This window comes from Paraburkholderia sp. BL9I2N2, assembly GCF_004339745.1.
Lineage (GTDB): Bacteria > Pseudomonadota > Gammaproteobacteria > Burkholderiales > Burkholderiaceae > Paraburkholderia.
In genome coordinates, this window is the sequence record NZ_SMGP01000001.1 from 2328464 (window position 1) to 2349410 (window position 20947).

Consider the following 20947-nt stretch of genomic DNA (forward strand, 5'->3'; position numbering starts at 1 on the left):
ACGCTCTGTCGTAGGGGCTGGTAATGATAGACCGTTAGTTGCGTTGGAGTCTCAATAAAAGCGGCTGCGCCAAGCAGCCGCTTGCCCTGCCCTTGCCTCGCGGATCTCAACCCGCGTGGGTTTCCTCCTCCCGCACCTGCGCGGCGCTCGCCGATTGCGCGTCATTCAATGCCTGATCATGGCGCTCGAAAATCTCGCGTGCGGCAAACAGCGCATTCAGCGCCGCCGGAAATCCCGCATAAAGCGCCATCTGCATAAACACCTCGACGATCTCCTCGCGCGTGCAGCCGACGTTCAACGCCGCCTCGATATGCACCTTCAGTTGCGGCTGCGCGGAGCCGAGCGTGGCCAACGAGGCGATGGTGGCGATTTCACGCGCGCGCAGATCGAGTTGCGGCCGGCTGTAAATATCGCCGAAGCCGAATTCGATCAGCAGACGGCCAAAATCCGGCGCGATCGGCGCGAGCGCGGCGATCACCTGCTCGCCGGCCGAGCCGTCGATCTGCTTCAGTTTGTCCCAGCCTCGGGTGTAGCGGTCGTTGTGTGCGTGGTCCATGGTGAGTCCTCTTCCGAATGTGAATGCGCCTGGGTTTCGTCGGTCTGTCGTTTCGAATGATCGGCGGCCGGTGCGCGCCCGGCCGCTTCGTAGTACGCGATCTTGTCGACGATCGCGCCGAGGTTGATCTGCAACTCGGCGATTCGCGCCAAAACCGCATCCCGATGCGCCACCAGCATGTCGCGGCGCGCGCCCACCGTCGGCTGACCTTGCGCGCGCAACGCCGCGAACGCCTGCATGCCGGCGATCGGCATACCGGTCGCCTTCAGGCGCATCACGAACTGCAGCCAGTCGAGATCGGCCGGCGAATACAGCCGATGCCCCGCCTGCGTGCGGCCGACGGCGCGAATCAGCCCGGCCTGTTCGTAGTAGCGCAGCGTATGCGTCGAAACGCCGATCGTTTCAACGACCTGCCCGATGGTGAGTGCTTTCGAGATATTCGACATGACGGAACTCAGGTTAGGACTTCGAGTGCACTCTAAGTCAAGCGCGTCGTGCTGTCATTTGTCTGCACGGTCATTTTTTTATGGCGTGGGGGTTTGATCGATAAACTCATAACAGCCTAATAACGAGGCAAAAGGTTTAAATCTTGTTCACACTGATTTACTTGTCATGAATCGATCGGTATAAATCGTCCGCGTTCGCAAATAAGGGCGCGCAATTTGTTCTATGCTTAAGCGCAGCGAATGCTGACAGGATGCGTCGTCCCGAGTCGTTTGAGTCGTCCCTTTGCGGCTCACTTTTTTGCCCTCAATGGAGTGCTTGCCATGCTGAAGAAGCTTTTAATGCTTTGCGTCGCTTTGGCTTTGTCGCTGTCGGCCGGATTTGCGGCGGCCGTCGAAGTGAACTCCGCCGATCAGGCGGCGCTCGAATCGGTTAAGGGTATTGGCCCGGTGCATGCGAAAGCGATCATCGACGAACGCACCAAGAATGGCCCGTTCAAAGACGCCAATGATCTCGCCACGCGCGTCAAGGGCATCGGAGCCAAATCGGTAACCAATCTCGAAGCGGCCGGACTGACGATCAACGGCTCGTCAACGCCGCCGAGCGGCGCCAAGCCCGCTGCGAAGCCGAGCAGCACGGCCGGCACCAAGGCAGCGCCCGCGGCTACTGCGCCTACGGCGGCGCCAACCACGGCTGCGAACACGACGCCAGCCGCCCCGGTGGATGCCTCCGGCGCGAAGGCGTCGAAGTCGAAGAAGAAGAGCAAGGCTGCGGCGTCCGAGGCGGCAGCAGCTTCCGCGCCGGCTACTGCGGCAGCGGCGGCGCCGGCTGATGCCTCGGATACCAAAGCATCGAAGAAGAAAGCCAAGAAGAGCAAGGCCGCATCGGCTGCGGCGGCCTCGGGCGGTGCCTGACCGCACGAAACGAGGACCGGACAGAATGAAACGGAGTACGAAACAGGATTGTGCGCCGGCAGCGTAACGGCCCAGGTGATACGCGCGTGATCCCCACGCGACGAACCATCAGCGCCGCCGCGCCGCCGCCCGCCTTCCTTCCACGGCGCCGCGCAACCGCGCAGCGTTTTCACCCGCTGACCCGTCAAGCACGTGTCGGCATTCAAGAGAGACCGTCATGAGCCTACTCGACACACTCGGTTCCCTGGTTGGCAAATCCCCCGAAGGCGGTGGCCAGCAAGCCCTGGTTTCGGCCGCACTCGAATTCGTCAATAGCCAGCCGGGCGGGCTGAACGGCCTGATCGACCGTTTCAAGGAAAAAGGCCTCGGCGACATCGTGACCTCGTGGGTCAGCAACGGCGAGAACCAGCCGATCGCGCCCGATGCGCTGCATAGCGTGCTCGGCTCGGAGACCGTGACCAACCTTGCGGCGAAGGCAGGCGTGCAGCCGGATCAGGTCACTGGCCTGCTGTCGCAGATTCTGCCGCACGTCGTCAACGCGGCCACGCCGGAAGGCGAAGTGCCGGCCGAAGGCAAGCTGAACGCCACCACCGTACTCGGCGCGCTCGGCGGCTTGTCCGCGCTATTCGGTAAAGGCAACGCGTAACAACGCGGGCGGCCTCGCCTGCCCGTGTGCCCGCTTGCGCAATCAACGGGCATAAAAAAGCGGCAACGAAGTCACCTTCGTTGCCGCTTTTAACGTCGTCGGGAACGGCTCGACCGCCGCCGTTCCTCTCTCCGTAGAACGCGTTTCGCTTAATGCACGACGCGTTCGAACACCAGCTTGCCTTCTTCCAGTTCGACCGGAATCACGTCCTTTGGACCGAACTTGCCGGCGAGTATCAGCTTGGCGACCGGGTTCTCGATCTCCTGCTGGATCGCGCGCTTTAACGGCCGCGCGCCGAACAGCGGATCGTAGCCGACCTTGCCGACGTGTTCGAGCGCCGAATCCGACACCACCAGTTGCATGTCGAGCTTGGCCAGCCGCTCGTGCAGACGTTGCAACTGGATCCGCGCGATCGACTGGATATTCGAGCGGTCGAGCGCATGGAACACCACGACGTCGTCGATCCGGTTCAGGAACTCGGGCCGGAAGTGCAGCTTCACTTCTTCCCAGACCGCGTCCTTCACCGCTTCCTGCGGCTCGCCGACCATCGACTGGATCACTTGCGAACCGAGGTTCGACGTCATCACGATCACCGTGTTCTTGAAGTCCACGGTGCGGCCCTGTCCATCGGTCATGCGGCCGTCGTCGAGCACTTGCAGCAGCACGTTGAACACGTCCGGATGCGCCTTCTCGATCTCGTCGAGCAGGATCACGCTATACGGCTTGCGACGCACGGCTTCCGTCAGATAACCGCCTTCTTCGTAGCCGACATATCCCGGCGGCGCACCGATCAACCGCGCGACGCTGTGCTTCTCCATGAATTCGCTCATGTCGATACGGATCAGATGATCTTCCGAATCGAACAGGAACGACGCCAACGCCTTGCACAACTCGGTCTTGCCGACGCCGGTCGGTCCGAGGAACAGGAACGAACCGTACGGCCGGTTCGGATCCGACAGACCCGCGCGCGAGCGGCGGATCGCATCGGCCACCGCGCTGATCGCCTCGTCCTGGCCGACCACGCGCGCGTGCAGCTTCTCCTCGATCTGCAGCAGCTTTTCGCGTTCGCCCTGCATCATGCGCGACACCGGAATACCGGTGGAACGCGACACGACTTCAGCAATTTCTTCCGCACCGACCTGCGTGCGCAAGAGCCGCGGACGCGTCGGATTGTTCTGCTCGTTCGCCTCGGCCTTGGTCACTTCCTTCAACTGCGCTTCGAGACCAGGCAGCTTGCCGTATTGCAACTCGGCGACCTTTTCCAGCTTGCCTTCACGTTGCAGACGCGTGATTTCCGCCCGCGTTTTCTCGATCTCTTCCTTCAGTTGCGCGCTGCCCTGCACCGCGGCTTTTTCCGCAGTCCAGATTTCTTCGAGGTCCGAATATTCGCGATTCAGCCGCTCGATTTCTTCCTCGATCAATTGCAGACGCTTTTGCGACGCTTCGTCTTTTTCCTTCTTGACGGCTTCGCGTTCGATCTTCAACTGGATCAAACGACGGTCGAGCCGGTCCATCTCTTCCGGCTTCGAGTCGATTTCCATCTTGATCTTCGAAGCGGCTTCGTCGATCAGGTCGATGGCCTTGTCCGGCAGGAAACGATCCGTGATGTAGCGATGCGACAGTTCCGCCGCCGCCACGATCGCCGGGTCGGTGATATCGACGCCGTGATGCAGCTCGTACTTTTCCTGCAGACCGCGCAGGATCGCGATGGTCGCTTCCACCGTCGGTTCGTCGACCAGCACCTTCTGGAAGCGGCGCTCGAGCGCGGCATCCTTTTCGATGTACTTGCGATATTCGTCGAGCGTGGTCGCGCCAACGCAATGCAGTTCGCCGCGCGAGAGCGCCGGCTTGAGCATATTGCCCGCGTCCATTGCGCCTTCGGCCTTGCCCGCGCCGACCATGGTGTGAATTTCGTCGATGAAGACGATGGTCTGGCCTTCGTCTTTCGCGATGTCGCTCAGCACGGCCTTCAGGCGTTCCTCGAACTCGCCGCGATACTTGGCGCCGGCCAGCAAGGCCGCCATATCGAGCGACAACACGCGCTTGCCCTTCAGCGTTTCCGGCACTTCGCCGTTGACGATACGCTGCGCCAGACCTTCGACGATCGCGGTCTTACCCACGCCCGGTTCGCCGATCAGCACCGGGTTGTTCTTGGTGCGGCGTTGCAGGATCTGGATCGAACGACGGATTTCGTCGTCGCGGCCGATCACCGGATCGAGCTTGCCGGCCCGCGCGCGCTCGGTCAGATCCACGGTGTATTTCTTCAGCGCTTCACGCTGGCTTTCGGCGTCCTGGCTATGCACTTGCGAGCCGCCGCGCACCGCGGCGATCGCGCTTTCCAGCGATTTGCGCGACAAGCCGTGCTGACGCGCGAGACGGCCGGCCTCGCCTTTGTCGTCCGCGACCGCGAGCAGGAACATCTCGCTCGCGATGAACGTGTCGTTGAGCTTTTGTGCTTCCTTGTCTGCCTGGTTCAGCAGACCGGTCAGCTCGCGGCCGATCTGCACGTTGCCGTCCGTGCCCTGCACTTGCGGCAGACGCGTCATGGCGTCGCCGAGCGCCGTTTGCAGCGCCTGCACATGCACGCCAGCACGCGAGAGCAGCGAGCGCGCCGAGCCGTCGTGTTGGGCGACGAGCGCCGAAAGGACGTGAACCGGTTCGATGTATTGATTGTCATGGCCGACGGCCAGACTCTGGGCATCCGCCAGCGCTTCCTGGAATTTAGTGGTGAGTTTGTCGATTCTCATCAAGCGACCTCCAATTTCGATTACCACCAAAATGAGGCGTTTTATCCAGGTTTCAAGCGCTTTTTTGCCTCAAGCGTCAACTATTTAACATTTGACGCGAGAGAAATGCCTGGCGCATTCAGGTCAGCGACGCAGAGTCGCCGCCAGCCGATGCGACCGGCGTAATCGGAATCACGTTGCTCAAACCGAGCAGCGCGGCCAACGGGCCGTGCGGCTGCGCCACCTCTCCAATGGTATGACGGTCGAGTTCGGCGAGGAAGGCATTGCGCGCCGCCTCGAGCGTGTTTCGCAGACGGCACTGCGCGGTAATCACGCAACCACGGCGCTCGCCGTGCTGATCCGGAAAACAGCCGACCAGCGCAAAGTCGCTTTCCGTCGCGCGCACGATTTCGCCGACCGTCAGCGCGTTCGTCTGTTCCGCGAGCCGCAGGCCGCCGTTGCGGCCGCGCACGGTCTCGACCCAGCCGAGTTCGCCGAGTTGCTGCACGACTTTCATCAAGTGGTTCTTGGAAATGCCGTACGCGTCTGAAATGTCCTGGATCGTCGACAACCCGCTGCCGCGAACGGCGAGGTAGAGCAGGACGCGTAGTGAGTAATCCGTATAGTCGGTCAGTCTCATGAGTGCAGGTATCGCAATGAGCGCAAGCCGCGATCCGGGAGATAACCGCGTCGATGCAAGGGTTGCCGTGGGCCGTCGCTTCGCCCTAAGATGCAGGCGCTACGCATATTTTCCGGTTCTGCGCAGACAGGCGGGGTGGGTCGTCCGGCAGTAATGGTAACGTTTCCTGGCTGGGGCATTCTTACGAAAAGCGGGGTGTTCGCATCCTACTTCCTTCCATTCGGCCTCGATTTGAGGCCATTCCTGACGCTCCGCGGCGCCCTATTGCGAGGCGCGATGAATAGCCGCATTCTCTTGGAATTTGCATGAACCCGTCCTTCCCTGCCGCGCCGGCCGTCGAGCGCGCCGCCGAACCCACCGAGGCGAATATTCGCGAGCTCGTCTACGGCTTTTACGAGCGCGTGCGTGCCGATGCGCTGCTCGGCCCTGTATTCGACGCGACGCTGGCGGGCCGCTGGGACGATCATCTGCCCAAGATGTGCACGTTCTGGGGCAGCCTCGTGCTGGGCGCGAAGCAATACCGCGGCAACGTGCAGCAGGCGCATCAGCCGCTCGAGGGAATCGAGCCGCAGCACTTCAGCCGCTGGCTGTATCTGTTTCTGGATACGGTCGAATCGCGTTATCAGCCCGCCGCGGCGGTGCGCTTCATGGAACCGGCGCTGCGGATCGCGCAGAGTCTACAGTTGAGCCGTTTCGGCTGGGACTACAAGATTCCGGAGGAACAGCAGGCGCTGCTGGAGCGCGTTACGCCGAAACGGCGTCCGCGCGACGGTGAGGATGCGGCTCACGCGGCGCGTCCGTCAGGCGAGCCGTTTCCGGCGCGGATCATTGGCCGGGCGCGGGATGAATGAGCCGGGTTCAGGCTTCAGGGCCGTTTTGTCCCATCCGGCGGGCCGGAAAGCATCACCCGAGCGGTTACAGTTTTGCGAGCGCTTCAGAACGTCGTGAGTGACGCCAAGATGCTTGTTTGGCCCGCAGAATCCTGCAAACCCGAACCCGCCGCGTCTATTCCCCCGTCCGATTGCCCGATTCAATGCCCCAGCGGGCGAGCGCCGCGTCGTCGGTGACGCGGGCGTCGACCCAGTGCTCACCGGCCTCGGTCTTCTCTTTCTTCCAGAACGGCGCCTGGGTCTTCAGGTAGTCCATCACGAATTCGCACGACGCGAACGCTTCCCCGCGATGCATGGCCGTCGTCGCCACCAGCACGATCTGATCGAGCGGATAGAGCTTGCCGACCCGATGCACGATCGACACCTCGATGCCCGGCCAGCGCTCCCGCGCGCTCACGATGATCGCCTCCAGCGACTTCTCCGTCATGCCGGGATAGTGTTCGAGCTCCATCGTCTCGACCGCGCTGCCGTCGTTCAGATCGCGCACGGTGCCGACGAAGCACGCCACCGCGCCGATCTTCGGATTGCGCGCGCGCAATGCGGCGACCTCGGCGGTGAGGTCGAAGTCTTCCGTCTGGACGCGAACGGGCATCTGTGGCTCCTATGCGGTTAAGCGGCGTGGCGGTTCAGCCGCCGGTGACGGGCGGAAAAAACGCGACTTCGCAGCCTTCGGTGACGCGCGTGCCGGCGCTGGTCATCACGTGATTGCAGGCCATGCGCAGCGCGCGGCCTTCGGCCAGCGTGTCGGCCCAGATGCCGCCGCGCACGCGCAGCCACGCGCGCACATCGCCGACGGTCGCGATGCCGTCGGGCAGGTCGACGGTTTCGTCGGCCAGGTCGAGCGCTTCACGCACGCTCGCAAAATATCGCAGTTGAATCTTCATCGGGATGCCACCGGCTCTGGCCGGCCTCAGTTCAGCAATTCGGAAAAAGGAATGAAGCGCACGGTCTCGCCGGCGCTGATCGCGTGATTCGGCGGATTGTCGATCAGGCCGTCGCCCCAGACCGTCGACGTCAGCACGGCCGAACTTTGATTAGGAAACAGATCGAGGCCGCCGGCCGGGTTGATGCGCGCGCGCAGAAATTCGTTGCGGCGGTCGGCCTTGCTCTGCGTGAAATCCGCCCGCAGCGACAGCGCGCGCGGCGCGACCGTCTGCACGCCGGCGAGGCTCAGGATGAACGGACGCACGAACAGCAGGAAAGTGGCGAAGCTGGACACCGGATTGCCGGGCAAGCCGATAAAGAAGGTTTCCGCCGAGGCCGAGGCCAATGCCGCAGCGGATGCCGACTCCGCCGCCTCACCACGCTGCGCCGCGCGGCGCACCGCGCCGAACGCGAGCGGCTTGCCCGGCTTCATCGCGATCTGCCACATCGCAAGCCGGCCCTCTGCCTCCACAGCCGGCTTGACGTGATCCTCCTCGCCCACCGACACACCGCCGCAAGTCAGGATGAGGTCATGCGCCTCGGCGGCTTCACGCAGCGTCGCGCGGGTCGCGTCGAGCTTGTCCACGACGATGCCGTAGTCGGTGACTTCGCAGCCGAGCTTCTCCAGCAGGCCGCGCAGCGTGAAACGGTTCGAGTTGTAGATCGCACCCGGCTTCAGCGGCTCGCCGGGCATGGTCAGCTCGTCTCCGGTGAAGAACACGGCGACCTTGACGCGCCGCCGCACCACCAGTTCGGCGCAACCGACCGAGGCGGCGAGTCCCAGCGCCTGCGGCGTGAGCCGCGTGCCCGCCGGAAGAATGACCGAGCCGCTGCGGATATCCGCGCCTTGCGCCGTGATCCATTCGCCCGCTTGCGGACTGTGCAGGATGGTGATTTCCGCGCCGGCGGCTTCGGTTTGCTCCTGCATCACGATCGCGTCGGCGCCGGGCGGCACCGTGGCGCCGGTGAAGATGCGCGCCGCCGTGCCGGGCTTCAGGGGCTCCGGCGCGTGACCGGCCGGAATGCGCTGCGAGACCGGCAAGCGGCTGTTGCCCTGCGTCGTCAGATCCGCCGTGCGGATCGCGTAGCCGTCCATTGAACTCGTGTTCATCGGCGGGACGTCGAGCGGCGACGTGACGTCGGCCGCGAGCACGCGGTTCAGCGCTTCCAGCGTGGGGATCGATTCTGTGCCGGCAATCGGACTCGCTGCGCTGAGCAGGGTCGCCAAGGCTTCGGCGGTGGCGAGCATCGGCGCGCGGGGCGTGGGTGTGGACATCTCAGGTCTCGAAGCCGCAGGTTAAAAGAATATTGTAGCGGTCGAAGCAGATAGCCTGGGCGGCGGGCGTTATGAGGGGAGTTTTTTGGAGCTTGAGCGCTTGCCGCGAGGCTTCGCGGCAAGCGTCATTTTGCGTGAGGCGCCTGGAGCATGTCGGCCAGGCTGCGTGAGCCCTGGACAACGCGCTCACGCTTCACGGCAACCGCGTCTTAAGCGCCCGCCTTCGCCACGATGAAGTCCTTCACGCGCTGCGCATCCGCCGGCAGCACTTCGAAACGCTGCGGCAGCGACTCCAGGCCCGAGAATGCGGCCGGCCGCTCCGGCTCGCGCAACAGCGCTTCGCGGATCGTCTCGCCGAACTTGATCGGTTGCGCAGTCTCCAGCACGATCATCGGAATGCCCGGCTGCAGATGTTCGCGCGCCACCTTCAGACCGTCGGCCGTGTGCGTGTCGATCATCGTGTCGTAACGTTCGAACACGTCGCGGATCGTATCCACGCGGCTGTCATGGCTGCTGCTGCCCGACACGAAACCGAACTCCTTCACGCGCGCGAAATCGCCGCTCGCCGCGAGATCGAAGCCGCCCTTCTCCTCGACATCGCGGAACAGTTGCAGCACGCGCGCCGGATCGCGGCCGAGCAGATCGAACACGAAACGCTCGAAGTTCGACGCCTTCGAAATGTCCATGCTCGGGCTGCTGGTGTGATACGTCTCGGCCGCCTTGCGCACGCGATAAATGCCGGTGCGGAAGAACTCGTCGAGCACGTCGTTTTCGTTGGTCGCCACGACCAGCTTCTCGATCGGCAAGCCCATCATGCGCGCGATGTGGCCCGCGCACACGTTGCCGAAATTGCCCGACGGCACCGTGAACGACACGCGCTCGTCGTTCGACTTCGTGGCTTCGAAATAGCCCTTGAAGTAGTACACGACCTGCGCGACGACGCGCGCCCAGTTGATCGAGTTGACGGTGCCGATCTTGTACTTCGCCTTGAACGCGTGATCGTTCGAAACGGCCTTGACGATGTCCTGCGCGTCGTCGAACACGCCTTCCACGGCGATATTGAAGATGTTCGGGTCCTGCAAGCTGTACATCTGCGCGGTCTGGAACGCGCTCATCTTCTTGTGCGGCGACAGCATGAACACGCTGATGCCCTTTTTGCCGCGCATCGCATATTCCGCGGCGCTGCCGGTGTCGCCCGAGGTCGCGCCGAGAATGTTCAGCGTTTCGCCGTGCTTGGCGAGCGCGTATTCGAACAGGTTGCCGATCAACTGCATCGCCATATCTTTGAACGCGAGCGTCGGACCGTTCGACAGTTCCAGCAGCGACAGCGGCGCGCCGTTCTCGACGCCCAGTGTTTTCAGCGGCGTGATCTGCGCGGCGCTTTCGTCGTCGCGCACGTTGCAGTATGTGGCCGCCGTGTACGTTTTACGCGTGAGCGCGCGCAGGTCTTCGGCGGGAATGTCGTCGCTGAATTTGGACAGGATCTCGAAGGCGAGGTCCGCGTACGGCAGCGTGCGCCAGCGCGTCAGTTCGTCAGCCGTGACGCGCGGGTAGTCGGCGGGCAGGTAGAGGCCACCGTCTTTGGCGAGGCCGCCCAGCAAGATGTCGGAAAAGGTATGGCGCTCGCCGGCTCCGGCGCCGCGCGTGGAGAGGTAGTTCATAGTTCGGCCTAGTTCAGCGCTTCCATGCGCAGCTTCGTGACTTGCGAGACAACGGTCTTCAACGCTTCGATCGTTTTGATCGCGGCGTTGACGTTCTTCTCAACCGTTTCGTGCGTAATCAGGATGATGTCGGTTTCGCCCTTGCCGTTCGCGTCGACCTGCTCCGATTCCTTCTGCAGCAGCGCGTCGATCGAAATGCCGGTGTCAGCCAGAATGCGCGTGATGTCGGCCAGCACGCCGGTCACGTCCGCCACCCGCAGACGCAGGTAGTAGCCGCTCGTGACTTCGTCGATCGGCAGGATCGGAGTGCTCGACAGGCTGTCCGGCTGGAACGCCAGATGCGGCACGCGATGCTCCGGGTCGGCCGTGTGCAGACGCGTCACGTCGACCAGATCGGCCACCACGGCCGAGGCCGTCGGCTCGGCGCCCGCGCCCTTGCCGTAGTACAGCGTGGTGCCGACCGCGTCGCCGTGCACGACGACCGCGTTCATCGCGCCTTCCACGTTCGCCAGCAGGCGCTTTTCCGGAATCAGCGTGGGATGCACGCGCAATTCGATGCCCTTGTCGGTGCGGCGCGCGATGCCGAGCAGCTTGATGCGGTAGCCGAGTTCCTCGGCATATTTGATGTCGATCGCCGCGAGCTTGCTGATGCCTTCGACGTAGGCGCGGTCGAACTGCACCGGCACGCCGAACGCGATCGCGCTCATGATGGTCGCCTTGTGCGCGGCGTCCACGCCTTCGATGTCGAAGGTCGGATCGGCTTCGGCGTAGCCCAGTTCCTGCGCGGCTTTCAATGCGGTCGCGAAATCGAGCCCGCGGTCGCGCATCTCCGAGAGGATGTAGTTCGTCGTGCCGTTGATGATGCCCGCGATGTACTGGATGCGATTGGCCGTCAGACCCTCGCGCAGCGCCTTGATGATCGGAATGCCGCCCGCCACCGCCGCCTCGAACGCCACCATCACGCCGTTGGCGCGCGCCGCTTCGAAAATCTCCGTGCCGTGCACCGCGAGCAGCGCCTTGTTGGCCGTGACCACGTGCTTGCGATTCTTGATCGCGCGCAGAACGAGGTCGCGCGCCACGCCCGTGCCGCCGATCATTTCGGCCACGATATCGATCGACGGATCGTCGACCACCGCGTTGAAGTCATCGGTCAGCGCCACCGTGCCGGCTTCGCTGCCCAGCGCCGCTGTCGCCTTCGCAGGATTGCGCACGGCAATGCGCGCAATCTCGATGCCGCGGCCCGCGCGGCGTTTGATTTCTTCCTGATTGCGGCGCAGTACCGTGAAGGTGCCGCTGCCTACCGTGCCGAAGCCCAGCAGTCCAACTTTGATCGGTTCCATGCAGCGTGTGTTTTCGAGTAGATGATTAAAAGGAAACGGGTGGCGCCTGGCGGACGGCGCGACGCGGTGGGAGCCGCGTCGTACGCCCTATTGTGCGCTAGGCAGAGTGACGCTTGCGGTAACCGTCGAGGAAGCGCGCGATGCGGTTGATCGAATCCGCGAGATCGTCCACGTTCGGCAGGAACACGACGCGGAAGTGATCCGGCGTTTTCCAGTTAAAGCCCGTGCCCTGCACGAGCAGCACACGCTCTTCCAGCAGAAGGTCGAGGATGAACTGCTGGTCGTCCTGAATCGGATAAATCTTCGGGTCCAGACGCGGAAACATGTACAGCGCCGCTTCGGGCTTCACGCAACTCACACCCGGGATGGCCGTCAACATGTCATACGCGAGTTCGCGCTGTTTGTACAGGCGCCCGGTCGGCACGATCAGGTCGTTGATGCTCTGATAGCCGCCGAGCGCGGTCTGGATCGCGTACTGGCCGGGCACGTTCGGGCACAGGCGCATGGACGCCAGAATGCCGAGCCCTTCGAAGTAGTCTTTGGCGTGACGGCGGTTCTCGCCGGCGGTCAGACCGGAGATGAACATCCAGCCGGCGCGGTAACCGCACGAACGGTAGCTCTTCGACAGACTGTTGAAGGTGACCGTGAGCACGTCTTCGGAGAGCGCCGCCATGGACGTGTGCTTCTTGCCGTCGTAGACGATCTTGTCGTAGACCTCGTCGGCGAAGATTACGAGGCCGTGCTGGCGGGCAATCTCGATCAGGCCGAGCAGCAGTTCGTCCGAATACAGCGCGCCGGTCGGATTGTTCGGGTTGATGACCACGAGCGCGCGCGTGTTCGGCGTGATCTTCGCGCGAATGTCGTCGAGGTCGGGCATCCAGCTGTTCGATTCGTCGCAGATGTAATGCACCGGCGTGCCGCCCGACAGGCTCACGCCGGCGGTCCACAGCGGGTAATCGGGCGCGGGCAGCAGCACTTCGTCGCCGTCGTTCAAAAGGCCCTGCAACGCCATCACGATCAGCTCGGAGGCGCCGTTGCCGATGTAGATGTCGTCCAGTTCGACCCCGTGCACGCCCTTTTGCTGTGTGTAATGCATGATCGCCTTGCGCGCGGCGAACACACCCTTGGAATCGGAGTAACCCGACGAACCCGGCAGGTTCAGGATCATGTCCTGAATGATTTCGTCCGGCGCTTCGAAGCCGAACGGCGCGAGATTGCCGATGTTCAGCTTGATGATGCGATGGCCCTCTTCTTCGAGCCGCTTCGCGTGTTCGAGGACGGGCCCGCGAATGTCATAACAGACATTCAACAACTTGTTGGATTTGAGAATCGGTTTCACGGCGGGCACTTCATCCTGGTTGATGGCTTGGGCGAACAGACGTGCGTTCCTCAGGCGCGCCAGCGGTGCATTGCACCGGTACAGCAGCGAACAGAACACACACAGACAAAAGCAGACGAAAAGCGGCCGAAAGCGGGCAAAACCAAGGCGGGTAGCCGGTGGGCCGCACCCGTGGACTCAGCGCGGCTTGTGGCGGCACATGAGCGAGGGGCGCCGCAAAGCGGCTGTAGGGTAGCCCCCTTTCCTCTCGGAAAAGGGGCCCCCTTGGAACTGTACGTGCGGCTTTCACCGCATACAGCTCGAGCCTACAAACAATGCCTCGTCTATAACGGGGCCGGCTTCGATACTACAAGTTTACCAGCGTGCACTTGCTGATGGCAGTGCGGGTGAAGCAGCACCCGGTTGGACAACGCGTCCGACCCGCCATGCATCCGATATTCCAGATGATGGTCATGCCAGCCGGTCTCGTCCGTCAAGGCGCAGCCACAGTGCGCACACAACCCGTTCTGTGACATATATAGCATCGCCCATTGCTTCCGGTAACGCACCGATTCCCACATGCGCTCCTGACGCAACTGTTCGCCATACTGCTCCCACATCGGATCAAAGGGGTGGTAATCCCCTTTCACCTTCTTGTGCCGTTTGATAACCGTACCGTTGATCTGGTACAGCTCAAACAGTCCTTTGCTGCCGTCTTTCCAAACCACGGGAGCAGCGAACACCCATTGACGCTCGCCAACTGAGTGGAAGTACTTCTGCCCCACCCAGCGGGCGTTCTTCTGCGGATGCCGCCTCTTTGACCACCACCAGAGTCTCCGAAAAACCAGATACTCCATGCGGTTGTACGCCTGCTTGGCAACCACCGGACTGTGGTACTGCGCCCAGCCCCGTAGCATCGGGTTCAGCAAACGGATCAGATCCTCCTGCCTCACCGTCTTGTGGCCACTGATCGTTTCCGACACCTTGCGATAGAACGTTTGCACGTTCTTCTTACTCGGCTTGATAAGTAGTTTTCCCGAGTACTTCCGGAAATTCCACCCCAGGAAATCGAAGCCGTCCTCGATGTGGGTAATCCGCGTTTTCTCCTCCGACAGTTGCAGCCCCCGAACAGCAAGGAATGCTTCCACCCAAGGCCTGATCTCGCTTTCCAGCACCTCTTTCGAGTCACCGGTAATCACGAAGTCATCCGCGTACCGCACCACATTCACCTTCAGCTTCTTCGCCTTCGCGATCCCGAATTTCGCACCGAGGTGCGCAACCAGTTCACGTTCCAGCCCGTTCAGCGTCACGTTTGCCAGCGTCGGGGAGATGATCCCTCCCTGCGGCGTACCGGCCTCAGTCGCCTGTAGCTGCCCCTTGTAAATCAGGCCAGCCTTCAGCCACTTGCGCAGGATCTCCCGGTCCATCAGGACATGGTTCTCCAGCCACTCGTGGTTGATGTGATCGAAGCATCCCTTGATATCCGCCTCCAGCACCCAGCGGGCAGAGCCCTTCTGGGACATGGCGACAAAAATCTGGGACATGGCGTCGGCCGTCGAGCGGTTGATCCTGAACCCGTACGAGTTCGGGTCGCTCGTGGACTCTGCCACCGGCTCCAGTGCCAGCAGATACAGGGCCTGCATCGCCCTGTCCCGCATGGTCGGAATGCCCAGAGGGCGCTCCTTCCCATTGGCCTTGGGAATAAAGACCCTCCGTAATGGCAGAGGCCTGTATCCACGCCGCTTCAACCTGCCGATGGCTTCCCATCGGCGTTCAGGCGAATCCCATAGTTCGCGATCGACTCCAGCCGTTCGCGCACCCTGGTTCTGCGTAACACGTCGCACCGCGTACAACTTTGCGGACAACGTGCGGGTCAGCATCCGTTGCAGGGCTTTCACCCTGCGCCAGTCGCCTTCCCGCGTCGCCTTCGCAATTCGAATCTGCATCCCTCTCACGTTCCGTTCGACTCGACGCCAATCTACGGCGTACCAGTTGTCCGGCGCGTGGGAAAGCGCAGATCCATCCTTTCGGACGGATACTTTCATGCTGCTCTCCTACCTTGGGTTGATCATTCCCACAGCAGAAGGCGCATCTTCCCCAGCGGGGTAGACACACCCCGCTGGGGAACAACAGTTGAACAGGTATGGACGCATGCGCCCATACATCATCCAGGTACTACGCACGGACGCAAGCGCCCATGTCTCACCAAGTCATAAGGTCTGTCAGCCATCTTGCGACGGTAGACCAGACGGAAGTCTGCCCGCTTTCGCGTGAGGTAATGTCTCAACCCCTATCCGGGCCATTACAGCCCGGCATTCGCTTTTTCCGTCCTCCCATACCCGCACCGTCAACAGCGTTCCTTGCGGTCCACCTGCCAGCCAGACTGCGCTGGCGACGATACGGGCTTACCGCGTTCCCGGCATGTCACACGACTGACTTAGGTTCTGCCTATTCCCCGACGGTCCAACGACGACGCAATCCGACCTTCTAGCGGATTGACCGACCGCTCACCTTTTGGTTAGTGCCTGTCAGCAGCTTTGGCACTGCATTATTAACGAGGTTTAACAGCAGTTCACTTGCATTAACCTTATCAGCCAGCCTAGCTCCTCGACCCCATTGCTGCTAGGAGTCTCCGGATGACCACCTCACGGCACTCACCCGCCCGAAACTTCCGGGGGCTACGTTGTCAGAGAAGCTTCATACCCCACCGCTACCAGTGACGCACGTCCTCCTAGGCTACTGCTGGTCGTACAGCAGGTTCCCTCTCCCGCACTAAGCCGCGGGCTGGAACAATGACACACCGAGCTTGCGCTCGACACACCTGAAAATCACATACTCCAATCCGCTTTGTTAGCGGAGTTGAAGCCGCTAACTGGGCGGGACCTGACGGTAATCAGGCCAATGCAATTACGCACACGGGTCCGAAGACTCGCACGCGTGTAAGGCAGCGATTCCAAACCGTACAGCGCTCAGTTTCGCTTGCTACACAAGGGGTGGCCACAAGGTGCCACCAATGGGACGGCTTTCGCCGTCCAGTCGATGCGACTCGCGTCGCACAAAAAGTTATAATTTAGCGGATTTTGGCCGACTTCCGCAATGCACCAACCGCAACGGCAAGCCTTTTCGGCCGCTTGTGACCCGCTTGTGACCGGGTTGTGCCCCGTTTGTGCCCCATGCGCGTGTCCCACTCGCGTCGAATCGCCCTGCTTCGGCTCAAGCCGGTCAGGCCGCCCACACGCATGATGTCTCACGACGACTTCGGAAAACCAATTTGAAATTACATCAGGATTCGAGCGGCGCCCTCAACACCGTCACCGGCTACGGCGCCGACTACGTCGAAATCAATCTGGTGCGCCATTCGGGCAGCATTCTCGTGCTGCCGGACGCACCGGTCGTCCCTTGGCCCGTCTCCTCTTTCGAGCAGCTCAGTGCCGAGCACTTCGCCATGCTGGTCGACTCCGCGCCCGAAGTGGTGGTGTTCGGCAGCGGCGAACGGCTGCGCTTTCCGCATCCGCGCCTGATCGCCGCGCTCACTGCGAAGCGCATCGGCGTCGAAACGATGGACTTCAAGGCCGCCTGCCGCACGTACAACATTCTGATGGCCGAGGGCCGCAAGGTCGCGGCCGCGCTGCTGATCGAAGCCTAGAGCCGTGGTCGCGCTGCCGGCCTGGAGCGTGTCGGTTGCAACGCGCGCGCGGGCTGCTTTGCAACTTGTCCGGGGCGTTCGCGCCACCGCGTTGAAGCGCACGCCCTGGCCGCGTCACGGCCGATAACGTACACTGCGCGCCATTGATTGCCGGACCGCCAGTCTGAGCATGACCGCGCGCGCCGCCAGCGACCTCTGTCGACGGAAGGTGAAGCAAGCGCCGCCGTCGAGGCTAGCGGCGCGTCGCAACGCAACCAGAACGCCACGCGGACGGTCTCATGCACGCGCGCCCCGAGGATGGCCGTCCCGCCAGGCGCCCGCCGCCTCGCGGGCGACCGCCCGCCTGAACGGTCGCCATTTCCGAACAACACCGCTTCGCCGCCCGCGCGGCGTCGCCACAAAGGTTGAAATCCATGAACGATACGCCGTCCAGGCTACCGCTCAACCGCACCACGATCCTGCTGCTGGTGCTGGCCCTTGCCGTGATCTGGTTCGTGCCGCTCGGCTGGCGCCACCTGCTGCCGAGCGACGAAGGCCGCTACGCCGAAATGGCGCGCGAGATGTTCACCACCGGCGACTGGATCACGCCGCGCTACAACGGCTACAAGTATTTCGAAAAGCCGCCGCTGCAAACCTGGGCGAACGCGCTCACGTTCGCGTGGTTCGGCATCGGCGAATGGCAGGCGCGGCTCTACACGGCGCTGACGGGCTTTGCCGGCGTGCTGCTGGTCGGCTTCACCGGCGCGCGCGTGTTCAACGCGGCGACCGGCGTGTTCGCGGCGATCGTGCTGGCGACTTCGCCGTACTGGAACCTGATGGGCCACTTCAACACGCTCGACATGGGCCTGTCGTTCTGGATGGAGCTGACGCTTTGCGCGCTGCTGCTCGCGCAGCGGCCCAACCTGCCGACCGCCTGCGTGCGCGGCTGGATGTGGGTGTGCTGGGGCTCGATGGCGCTGGCGGTGCTCTCCAAGGGACTCGTCGGCGTGATCCTGCCGGGTGCGGTGCTCGTGCTGTACACGGTGATCGCGCGCGATTGGGCCGTGTGGAAGCGCCTGCATCTGATCGGTGGCCTGATCGTGTTCTTCGCGATCGTCACGCCGTGGTTCGTGCTGGTGCAGCAGCGCAACCCGGAATTCCTGAACTTCTTCTTCATCGTTCAGCAGTTCAAGCGCTATCTGACGCCCGAGCAGAACCGTCCGGGACCGTTCTACTACTTCGTGCCGGTGATGATCGTCGGCTTCCTGCCGTGGCTCTCGGTGACGCTGCAAAGCGTGCGCCACGCGTGGCGCCTGCCGCGCCAGCCGAACGGCTTCGCACCGGTCACGCTGATGCTGACGTGGACCGTCTTCATCTTCCTGTTCTTCAGCGCGTCGCATTCGAAGCTGCTGTCTTACACGCTGCCGATCGCGCCGCCGATCGCGCTGCTGATCGGCATGTACCTGCCGCTCGTCACGCGCGAACAACTGCGCCGCCATCTCGCCGGCTATGCACTTTTTCTCGTAGTCGCCGCGTTTGCCGCGTTGTTCATGTCGCGCTTCGGCAGCGCCCGCAATCCGGCCGAACTCTATGCGGAGTACCGCACGTGGGTGCTGGCGGCGCTCGCGGTCGCCTTCGTGCTGACGCTGGCCGCGCTGTGGCTGAACCGCCGCAGCCGGGCCGGCAGCCTCGGTGCCGTCGCCACCTTCGGCGCGGCGTGGCTGCTGCTCGGCACCATCGCCGGCACGGGTCACGACGTGTTCGGCCGCCTGAGTTCCGGCGCGCCGCTTGCGCCCGCCATCAAGGCGGAGATCGCGAAGTTGCCGGCGGATACGCCGTTCTACTCGGTAGGCGTGCTCGACCACACGATGCCGTTCTATGTCGACCACGCCATGATCATGGTCGAGCATCCGGACGAACTGGCGTTCGGCGTGTCCGTCGAGCCGCAGAAATGGATTCCCACCATCGATGCCTGGATCGAGCGCTGGAAGGCCGACCGCTACGCGCTCGCACTGCTCCCGCCGCCGACCTACGACCGGCTCCTCAAGGAAGGCCTGCCGATGCAGGTTATCGCCCGTGACTCGCGCCGCGTGGTGGTGGAAAAGCCGCTGGCCACGCCCGGCGCGCCGGCAACCGACGCATCGGCACCCGCGTCAGTAGAAAAACCACAACAATGACCCCATATCAGGATCTAACCGTTCGATGAACCCGATTTCCCTCTTTTGCATTCTTGCAGGCGTCACGTTGAACGCTGGTGCGCAGTTGCTGCTCAAAGCCGGTACGAATGCCGTTGGACACTTCGAATTCACCCGTGCGAACATCCTGCCCATCGCCTTTCGCCTGGCAACCCAGCCGCCGATCATCGGCGGGCTGGCCTGTTATGTGATCAGCGTGGCGGTGTGGATCATCGGGCTGTCGCGGGTGGACGTGTCGATCGCCTATCCGATGCTGTCGCTCGGCTACGTCGTCAATGCGTTCGCGGCGTGGTATCTGTTTGGCGAAGTGCTGTCGGTACAGAAGCTGATCGGTATCGGCATCATCCTGATCGGCGTGCTGGTGCTGGCGCGCAGCTAGATGCCGCGATCCGGGGCAACGGTGTGCCGGACACAATTTATTACTGTTTATCGCCAGCGCCGACTGGGAAGATGCAGACGGCAAAAGAAACCGTAAGCGGGCAACCCAACCGGCTAAGGAATCCGTAAGGTTGACCACGGTATGCTGTGCGGTTGCGCCCTTTTTTGCCGCGGCCTGGATTTGCGCACAATTTGCGCTCAGTGTGTGGTTTACTTCGCGCCCTTCGGGTTGCGCCCTTTCAATCGAGCGAAGCATTCATGAGCCAGTCAACAGTCCCGTTCTTGCCTTTTGTCAAACCCGAGATCGATGAGGAAACGATTCAGGGCGTCGCCGACGTGCTGCGCTCCGGCTGGATCACCACCGGCCCGCAGAACCAGAAATTCGAAGCGGCGCTCTCCGAGTTCTGCGGCGGCCGTCCGGTGCGCACGTTCAATTCGGGCACGGCGACGCTGGAGATCGGCCTGCGCATCGCCGGCGTGGGCGAAGGCGACGAAGTCATCACGACACCGGCCTCGTGGGTTTCGACCAGCAACGTGATCTATGAAGTGGGCGCGACGCCGGTGTTCGTCGATATCGACCCGGCCACCCGCAATATCGACCTCGACCTGCTCGAAAAGGCCATCACGCCGCGCACCAAGGCGCTGCTTCCGGTGTATCTGTCGGGCCTGCCGGTCGACATGGACCGTCTGTACGAGATCGCCCGCGCCCACAAGCTGCGCGTGATCGAAGACGCCGCGCAGGCGTTCGGCTCGACGTGGAAAGGCGAGCGCATCGGCAAGCTGGGCGACATGGTCTCGTTCAGCTTCCATGCGAACAAGAACCTCACCTCGATCGAAGGCGGCGCGCTGGTGCTGAACAACGAGGAAGAAGCGATCCTCGCGCAAAAATACCGCCTGCAGGGCATCACGCGCACCGGCTTCGACGGCATGGACTGCGACGTGCTCGGCGGCAAATACAACCTGACGGATGTCGCCGCGCGCGTCGGCCTCGGCCAGTTGCCGCATCTGAAGCGTTTCCTCGCGCAGCGCAGGAAACTGGTCCGCGCGTATTTCGCGGGCCTGGAAGGTGGCGCGGCGTTGAAACTGGGAGTCGGCCTGCCATTTGCTGACCTTGAAAACAGCAACTGGCACATGTTCCAGATCACGCTGCCGCTCGAGAAACTGTCGATCGACCGCGCCGGCTTCATGGGTCAGTTGAAGGAGCGCGGCATCGGCTCGGGCGTGCACTACCCGGCGATCCACTTGTTCTCGCTGTACCGCGCGCGCGGCTTCAAGGAAGGCATGTTCCCGCATGCGGAGCGGTTCGGCGCGACCAACGTCACGCTGCCGCTCTTCACGTTGATGAACGAAGGCGACGTGGAGCGCGTGTGCCGCGCGGTCAATGAAATTTGCGAACAATACGGAAAATAAGCGG

General features: G+C 62.7%; 18 protein-coding genes. 7 read left to right on the plus strand and 11 right to left on the minus strand.

Annotation, left to right across the window (positions count from 1 at the left end):
• Window positions 1-106: 106 nt before the first annotated feature.
• Complete coding sequence (locus tag B0G74_RS10780; RefSeq protein WP_132374782.1) at window positions 107-556, minus strand: carboxymuconolactone decarboxylase family protein; 450 nt, start codon at window positions 554-556, stop codon at window positions 107-109.
• Window positions 508-1002, minus strand: a complete 495-nt coding sequence (locus B0G74_RS10785) for a MerR family transcriptional regulator (protein ID WP_132374783.1) — start codon at window positions 1000-1002, stop codon at window positions 508-510. Before B0G74_RS10785 ends, B0G74_RS10780 begins: the two co-directional genes overlap by 49 nt.
• A 321-nt stretch (window positions 1003-1323) precedes the next feature.
• Between B0G74_RS10785 and B0G74_RS10790 the strand changes: the two genes are divergently transcribed.
• Complete coding sequence (locus B0G74_RS10790; RefSeq protein ID WP_132374784.1) at window positions 1324-1914, plus strand: helix-hairpin-helix domain-containing protein; 591 nt, start codon at window positions 1324-1326, stop codon at window positions 1912-1914.
• Window positions 1915-2131: 217 nt separating this feature from the next.
• Complete coding sequence (locus tag B0G74_RS10795) at window positions 2132-2560, plus strand: YidB family protein (RefSeq protein ID WP_132374785.1); 429 nt, start codon at window positions 2132-2134, stop codon at window positions 2558-2560.
• 149 nt (window positions 2561-2709) lie between these two features.
• Here B0G74_RS10795 and clpB read toward each other — a convergent pair whose 3' ends face one another.
• Window positions 2710-5307 carry an ATP-dependent chaperone ClpB gene (gene clpB / locus B0G74_RS10800; protein WP_132374786.1) on the minus strand — a complete coding sequence of 866 codons (2598 nt, stop codon included), beginning with the start codon at window positions 5305-5307 and terminating at the stop codon, window positions 2710-2712.
• A gap of 118 nt (window positions 5308-5425) precedes the next feature.
• Complete coding sequence (locus B0G74_RS10805; RefSeq protein ID WP_132374787.1) at window positions 5426-5926, minus strand: Rrf2 family transcriptional regulator; 501 nt, start codon at window positions 5924-5926, stop codon at window positions 5426-5428.
• A gap of 305 nt (window positions 5927-6231) precedes the next feature.
• Between B0G74_RS10805 and B0G74_RS10810 the strand changes: the two genes are divergently transcribed.
• On the plus strand, window positions 6232-6777 hold the full coding sequence (locus B0G74_RS10810; RefSeq protein WP_132374788.1) for a group III truncated hemoglobin: 546 nt from the start codon (window positions 6232-6234) through the stop codon (window positions 6775-6777).
• A gap of 154 nt (window positions 6778-6931) precedes the next feature.
• Here the strand turns inward: B0G74_RS10810 and B0G74_RS10815 are convergent, their stop codons facing one another.
• The 7 genes from B0G74_RS10815 to ltrA all read right to left on the minus strand — a co-directional run bounded on the left by B0G74_RS10815 (window position 6932) and on the right by ltrA (window position 15380).
• Window positions 6932-7408: a molybdenum cofactor biosynthesis protein MoaE gene (locus tag B0G74_RS10815; RefSeq protein WP_132374789.1), complete on the minus strand. Its 477-nt coding sequence runs from the start codon at window positions 7406-7408 to the stop codon at window positions 6932-6934.
• Between the two features lie 34 nt (window positions 7409-7442).
• Window positions 7443-7700 (minus strand): molybdopterin converting factor subunit 1, encoded by a 258-nt coding sequence (moaD, locus tag B0G74_RS10820; RefSeq protein WP_132374790.1) that lies wholly within the window; start codon window positions 7698-7700, stop codon window positions 7443-7445.
• Window positions 7701-7726: 26 nt separating this feature from the next.
• A complete protein-coding gene (gene glp / locus B0G74_RS10825; protein WP_132376912.1) occupies window positions 7727-8989 on the minus strand; it encodes a gephyrin-like molybdotransferase Glp in 1263 nt (420 codons plus the stop codon).
• A gap of 236 nt (window positions 8990-9225) precedes the next feature.
• Complete coding sequence (gene thrC, locus B0G74_RS10830; RefSeq protein WP_132374791.1) at window positions 9226-10677, minus strand: threonine synthase; 1452 nt, start codon at window positions 10675-10677, stop codon at window positions 9226-9228.
• Window positions 10678-10685: 8 nt separating this feature from the next.
• Window positions 10686-12017: a homoserine dehydrogenase gene (locus B0G74_RS10835; RefSeq protein WP_132374792.1), complete on the minus strand. Its 1332-nt coding sequence runs from the start codon at window positions 12015-12017 to the stop codon at window positions 10686-10688.
• A 97-nt stretch (window positions 12018-12114) separates the two neighbouring features.
• Complete coding sequence (locus B0G74_RS10840; protein WP_132374793.1) at window positions 12115-13365, minus strand: pyridoxal phosphate-dependent aminotransferase; 1251 nt, start codon at window positions 13363-13365, stop codon at window positions 12115-12117.
• A gap of 314 nt (window positions 13366-13679) precedes the next feature.
• Window positions 13680-15380 carry a group II intron reverse transcriptase/maturase gene (gene ltrA, locus B0G74_RS10845; protein WP_132374794.1) on the minus strand — a complete coding sequence of 567 codons (1701 nt, stop codon included), beginning with the start codon at window positions 15378-15380 and terminating at the stop codon, window positions 13680-13682.
• A gap of 1226 nt (window positions 15381-16606) precedes the next feature.
• Here ltrA and B0G74_RS10850 point away from each other — a divergent pair.
• The 4 genes from B0G74_RS10850 to B0G74_RS10865 all read left to right on the plus strand — a co-directional run bounded on the left by B0G74_RS10850 (window position 16607) and on the right by B0G74_RS10865 (window position 20943).
• On the plus strand, window positions 16607-16981 hold the full coding sequence (locus B0G74_RS10850) for an Mth938-like domain-containing protein (protein WP_132374795.1): 375 nt from the start codon (window positions 16607-16609) through the stop codon (window positions 16979-16981).
• Between the two features lie 413 nt (window positions 16982-17394).
• Window positions 17395-19137, plus strand: a complete 1743-nt coding sequence (locus B0G74_RS10855; protein WP_132374796.1) for a glycosyltransferase family 39 protein — start codon at window positions 17395-17397, stop codon at window positions 19135-19137.
• A 25-nt stretch (window positions 19138-19162) separates the two neighbouring features.
• Window positions 19163-19534: an SMR family transporter gene (locus tag B0G74_RS10860; protein ID WP_132374797.1), complete on the plus strand. Its 372-nt coding sequence runs from the start codon at window positions 19163-19165 to the stop codon at window positions 19532-19534.
• A gap of 257 nt (window positions 19535-19791) precedes the next feature.
• Window positions 19792-20943 carry a DegT/DnrJ/EryC1/StrS aminotransferase family protein gene (locus B0G74_RS10865; RefSeq protein ID WP_132374798.1) on the plus strand — a complete coding sequence of 384 codons (1152 nt, stop codon included), beginning with the start codon at window positions 19792-19794 and terminating at the stop codon, window positions 20941-20943.
• Window positions 20944-20947 lie beyond the last annotated feature (4 nt).

Coding starts and splice junctions, on each gene's coding strand:
- B0G74_RS10780 (WP_132374782.1), bottom strand. CDS start 556: ATGGACCACGCACACAACGACCGCTACACCCGAGGCTGGGACAAACTG.
- B0G74_RS10785 (WP_132374783.1), bottom strand. CDS start 1,002: ATGTCGAATATCTCGAAAGCACTCACCATCGGGCAGGTCGTTGAAACG.
- B0G74_RS10790 (WP_132374784.1), top strand. CDS start 1,324: ATGCTGAAGAAGCTTTTAATGCTTTGCGTCGCTTTGGCTTTGTCGCTG.
- B0G74_RS10795 (WP_132374785.1), top strand. CDS start 2,132: ATGAGCCTACTCGACACACTCGGTTCCCTGGTTGGCAAATCCCCCGAA.
- clpB (WP_132374786.1), bottom strand. CDS start 5,307: ATGAGAATCGACAAACTCACCACTAAATTCCAGGAAGCGCTGGCGGAT.
- B0G74_RS10805 (WP_132374787.1), bottom strand. CDS start 5,926: ATGAGACTGACCGACTATACGGATTACTCACTACGCGTCCTGCTCTAC.
- B0G74_RS10810 (WP_132374788.1), top strand. CDS start 6,232: ATGAACCCGTCCTTCCCTGCCGCGCCGGCCGTCGAGCGCGCCGCCGAA.
- B0G74_RS10815 (WP_132374789.1), bottom strand. CDS start 7,408: ATGCCCGTTCGCGTCCAGACGGAAGACTTCGACCTCACCGCCGAGGTC.
- moaD (WP_132374790.1), bottom strand. CDS start 7,700: ATGAAGATTCAACTGCGATATTTTGCGAGCGTGCGTGAAGCGCTCGAC.
- glp (WP_132376912.1), bottom strand. CDS start 8,989: ATGCTCGCCACCGCCGAAGCCTTGGCGACCCTGCTCAGCGCAGCGAGT.
- thrC (WP_132374791.1), bottom strand. CDS start 10,677: ATGAACTACCTCTCCACGCGCGGCGCCGGAGCCGGCGAGCGCCATACC.
- B0G74_RS10835 (WP_132374792.1), bottom strand. CDS start 12,017: ATGGAACCGATCAAAGTTGGACTGCTGGGCTTCGGCACGGTAGGCAGC.
- ltrA (WP_132374794.1), bottom strand. CDS start 15,380: ATGAAAGTATCCGTCCGAAAGGATGGATCTGCGCTTTCCCACGCGCCG.
- B0G74_RS10855 (WP_132374796.1), top strand. CDS start 17,395: ATGAACGATACGCCGTCCAGGCTACCGCTCAACCGCACCACGATCCTG.
- B0G74_RS10860 (WP_132374797.1), top strand. CDS start 19,163: ATGAACCCGATTTCCCTCTTTTGCATTCTTGCAGGCGTCACGTTGAAC.
- B0G74_RS10865 (WP_132374798.1), top strand. CDS start 19,792: ATGAGCCAGTCAACAGTCCCGTTCTTGCCTTTTGTCAAACCCGAGATC.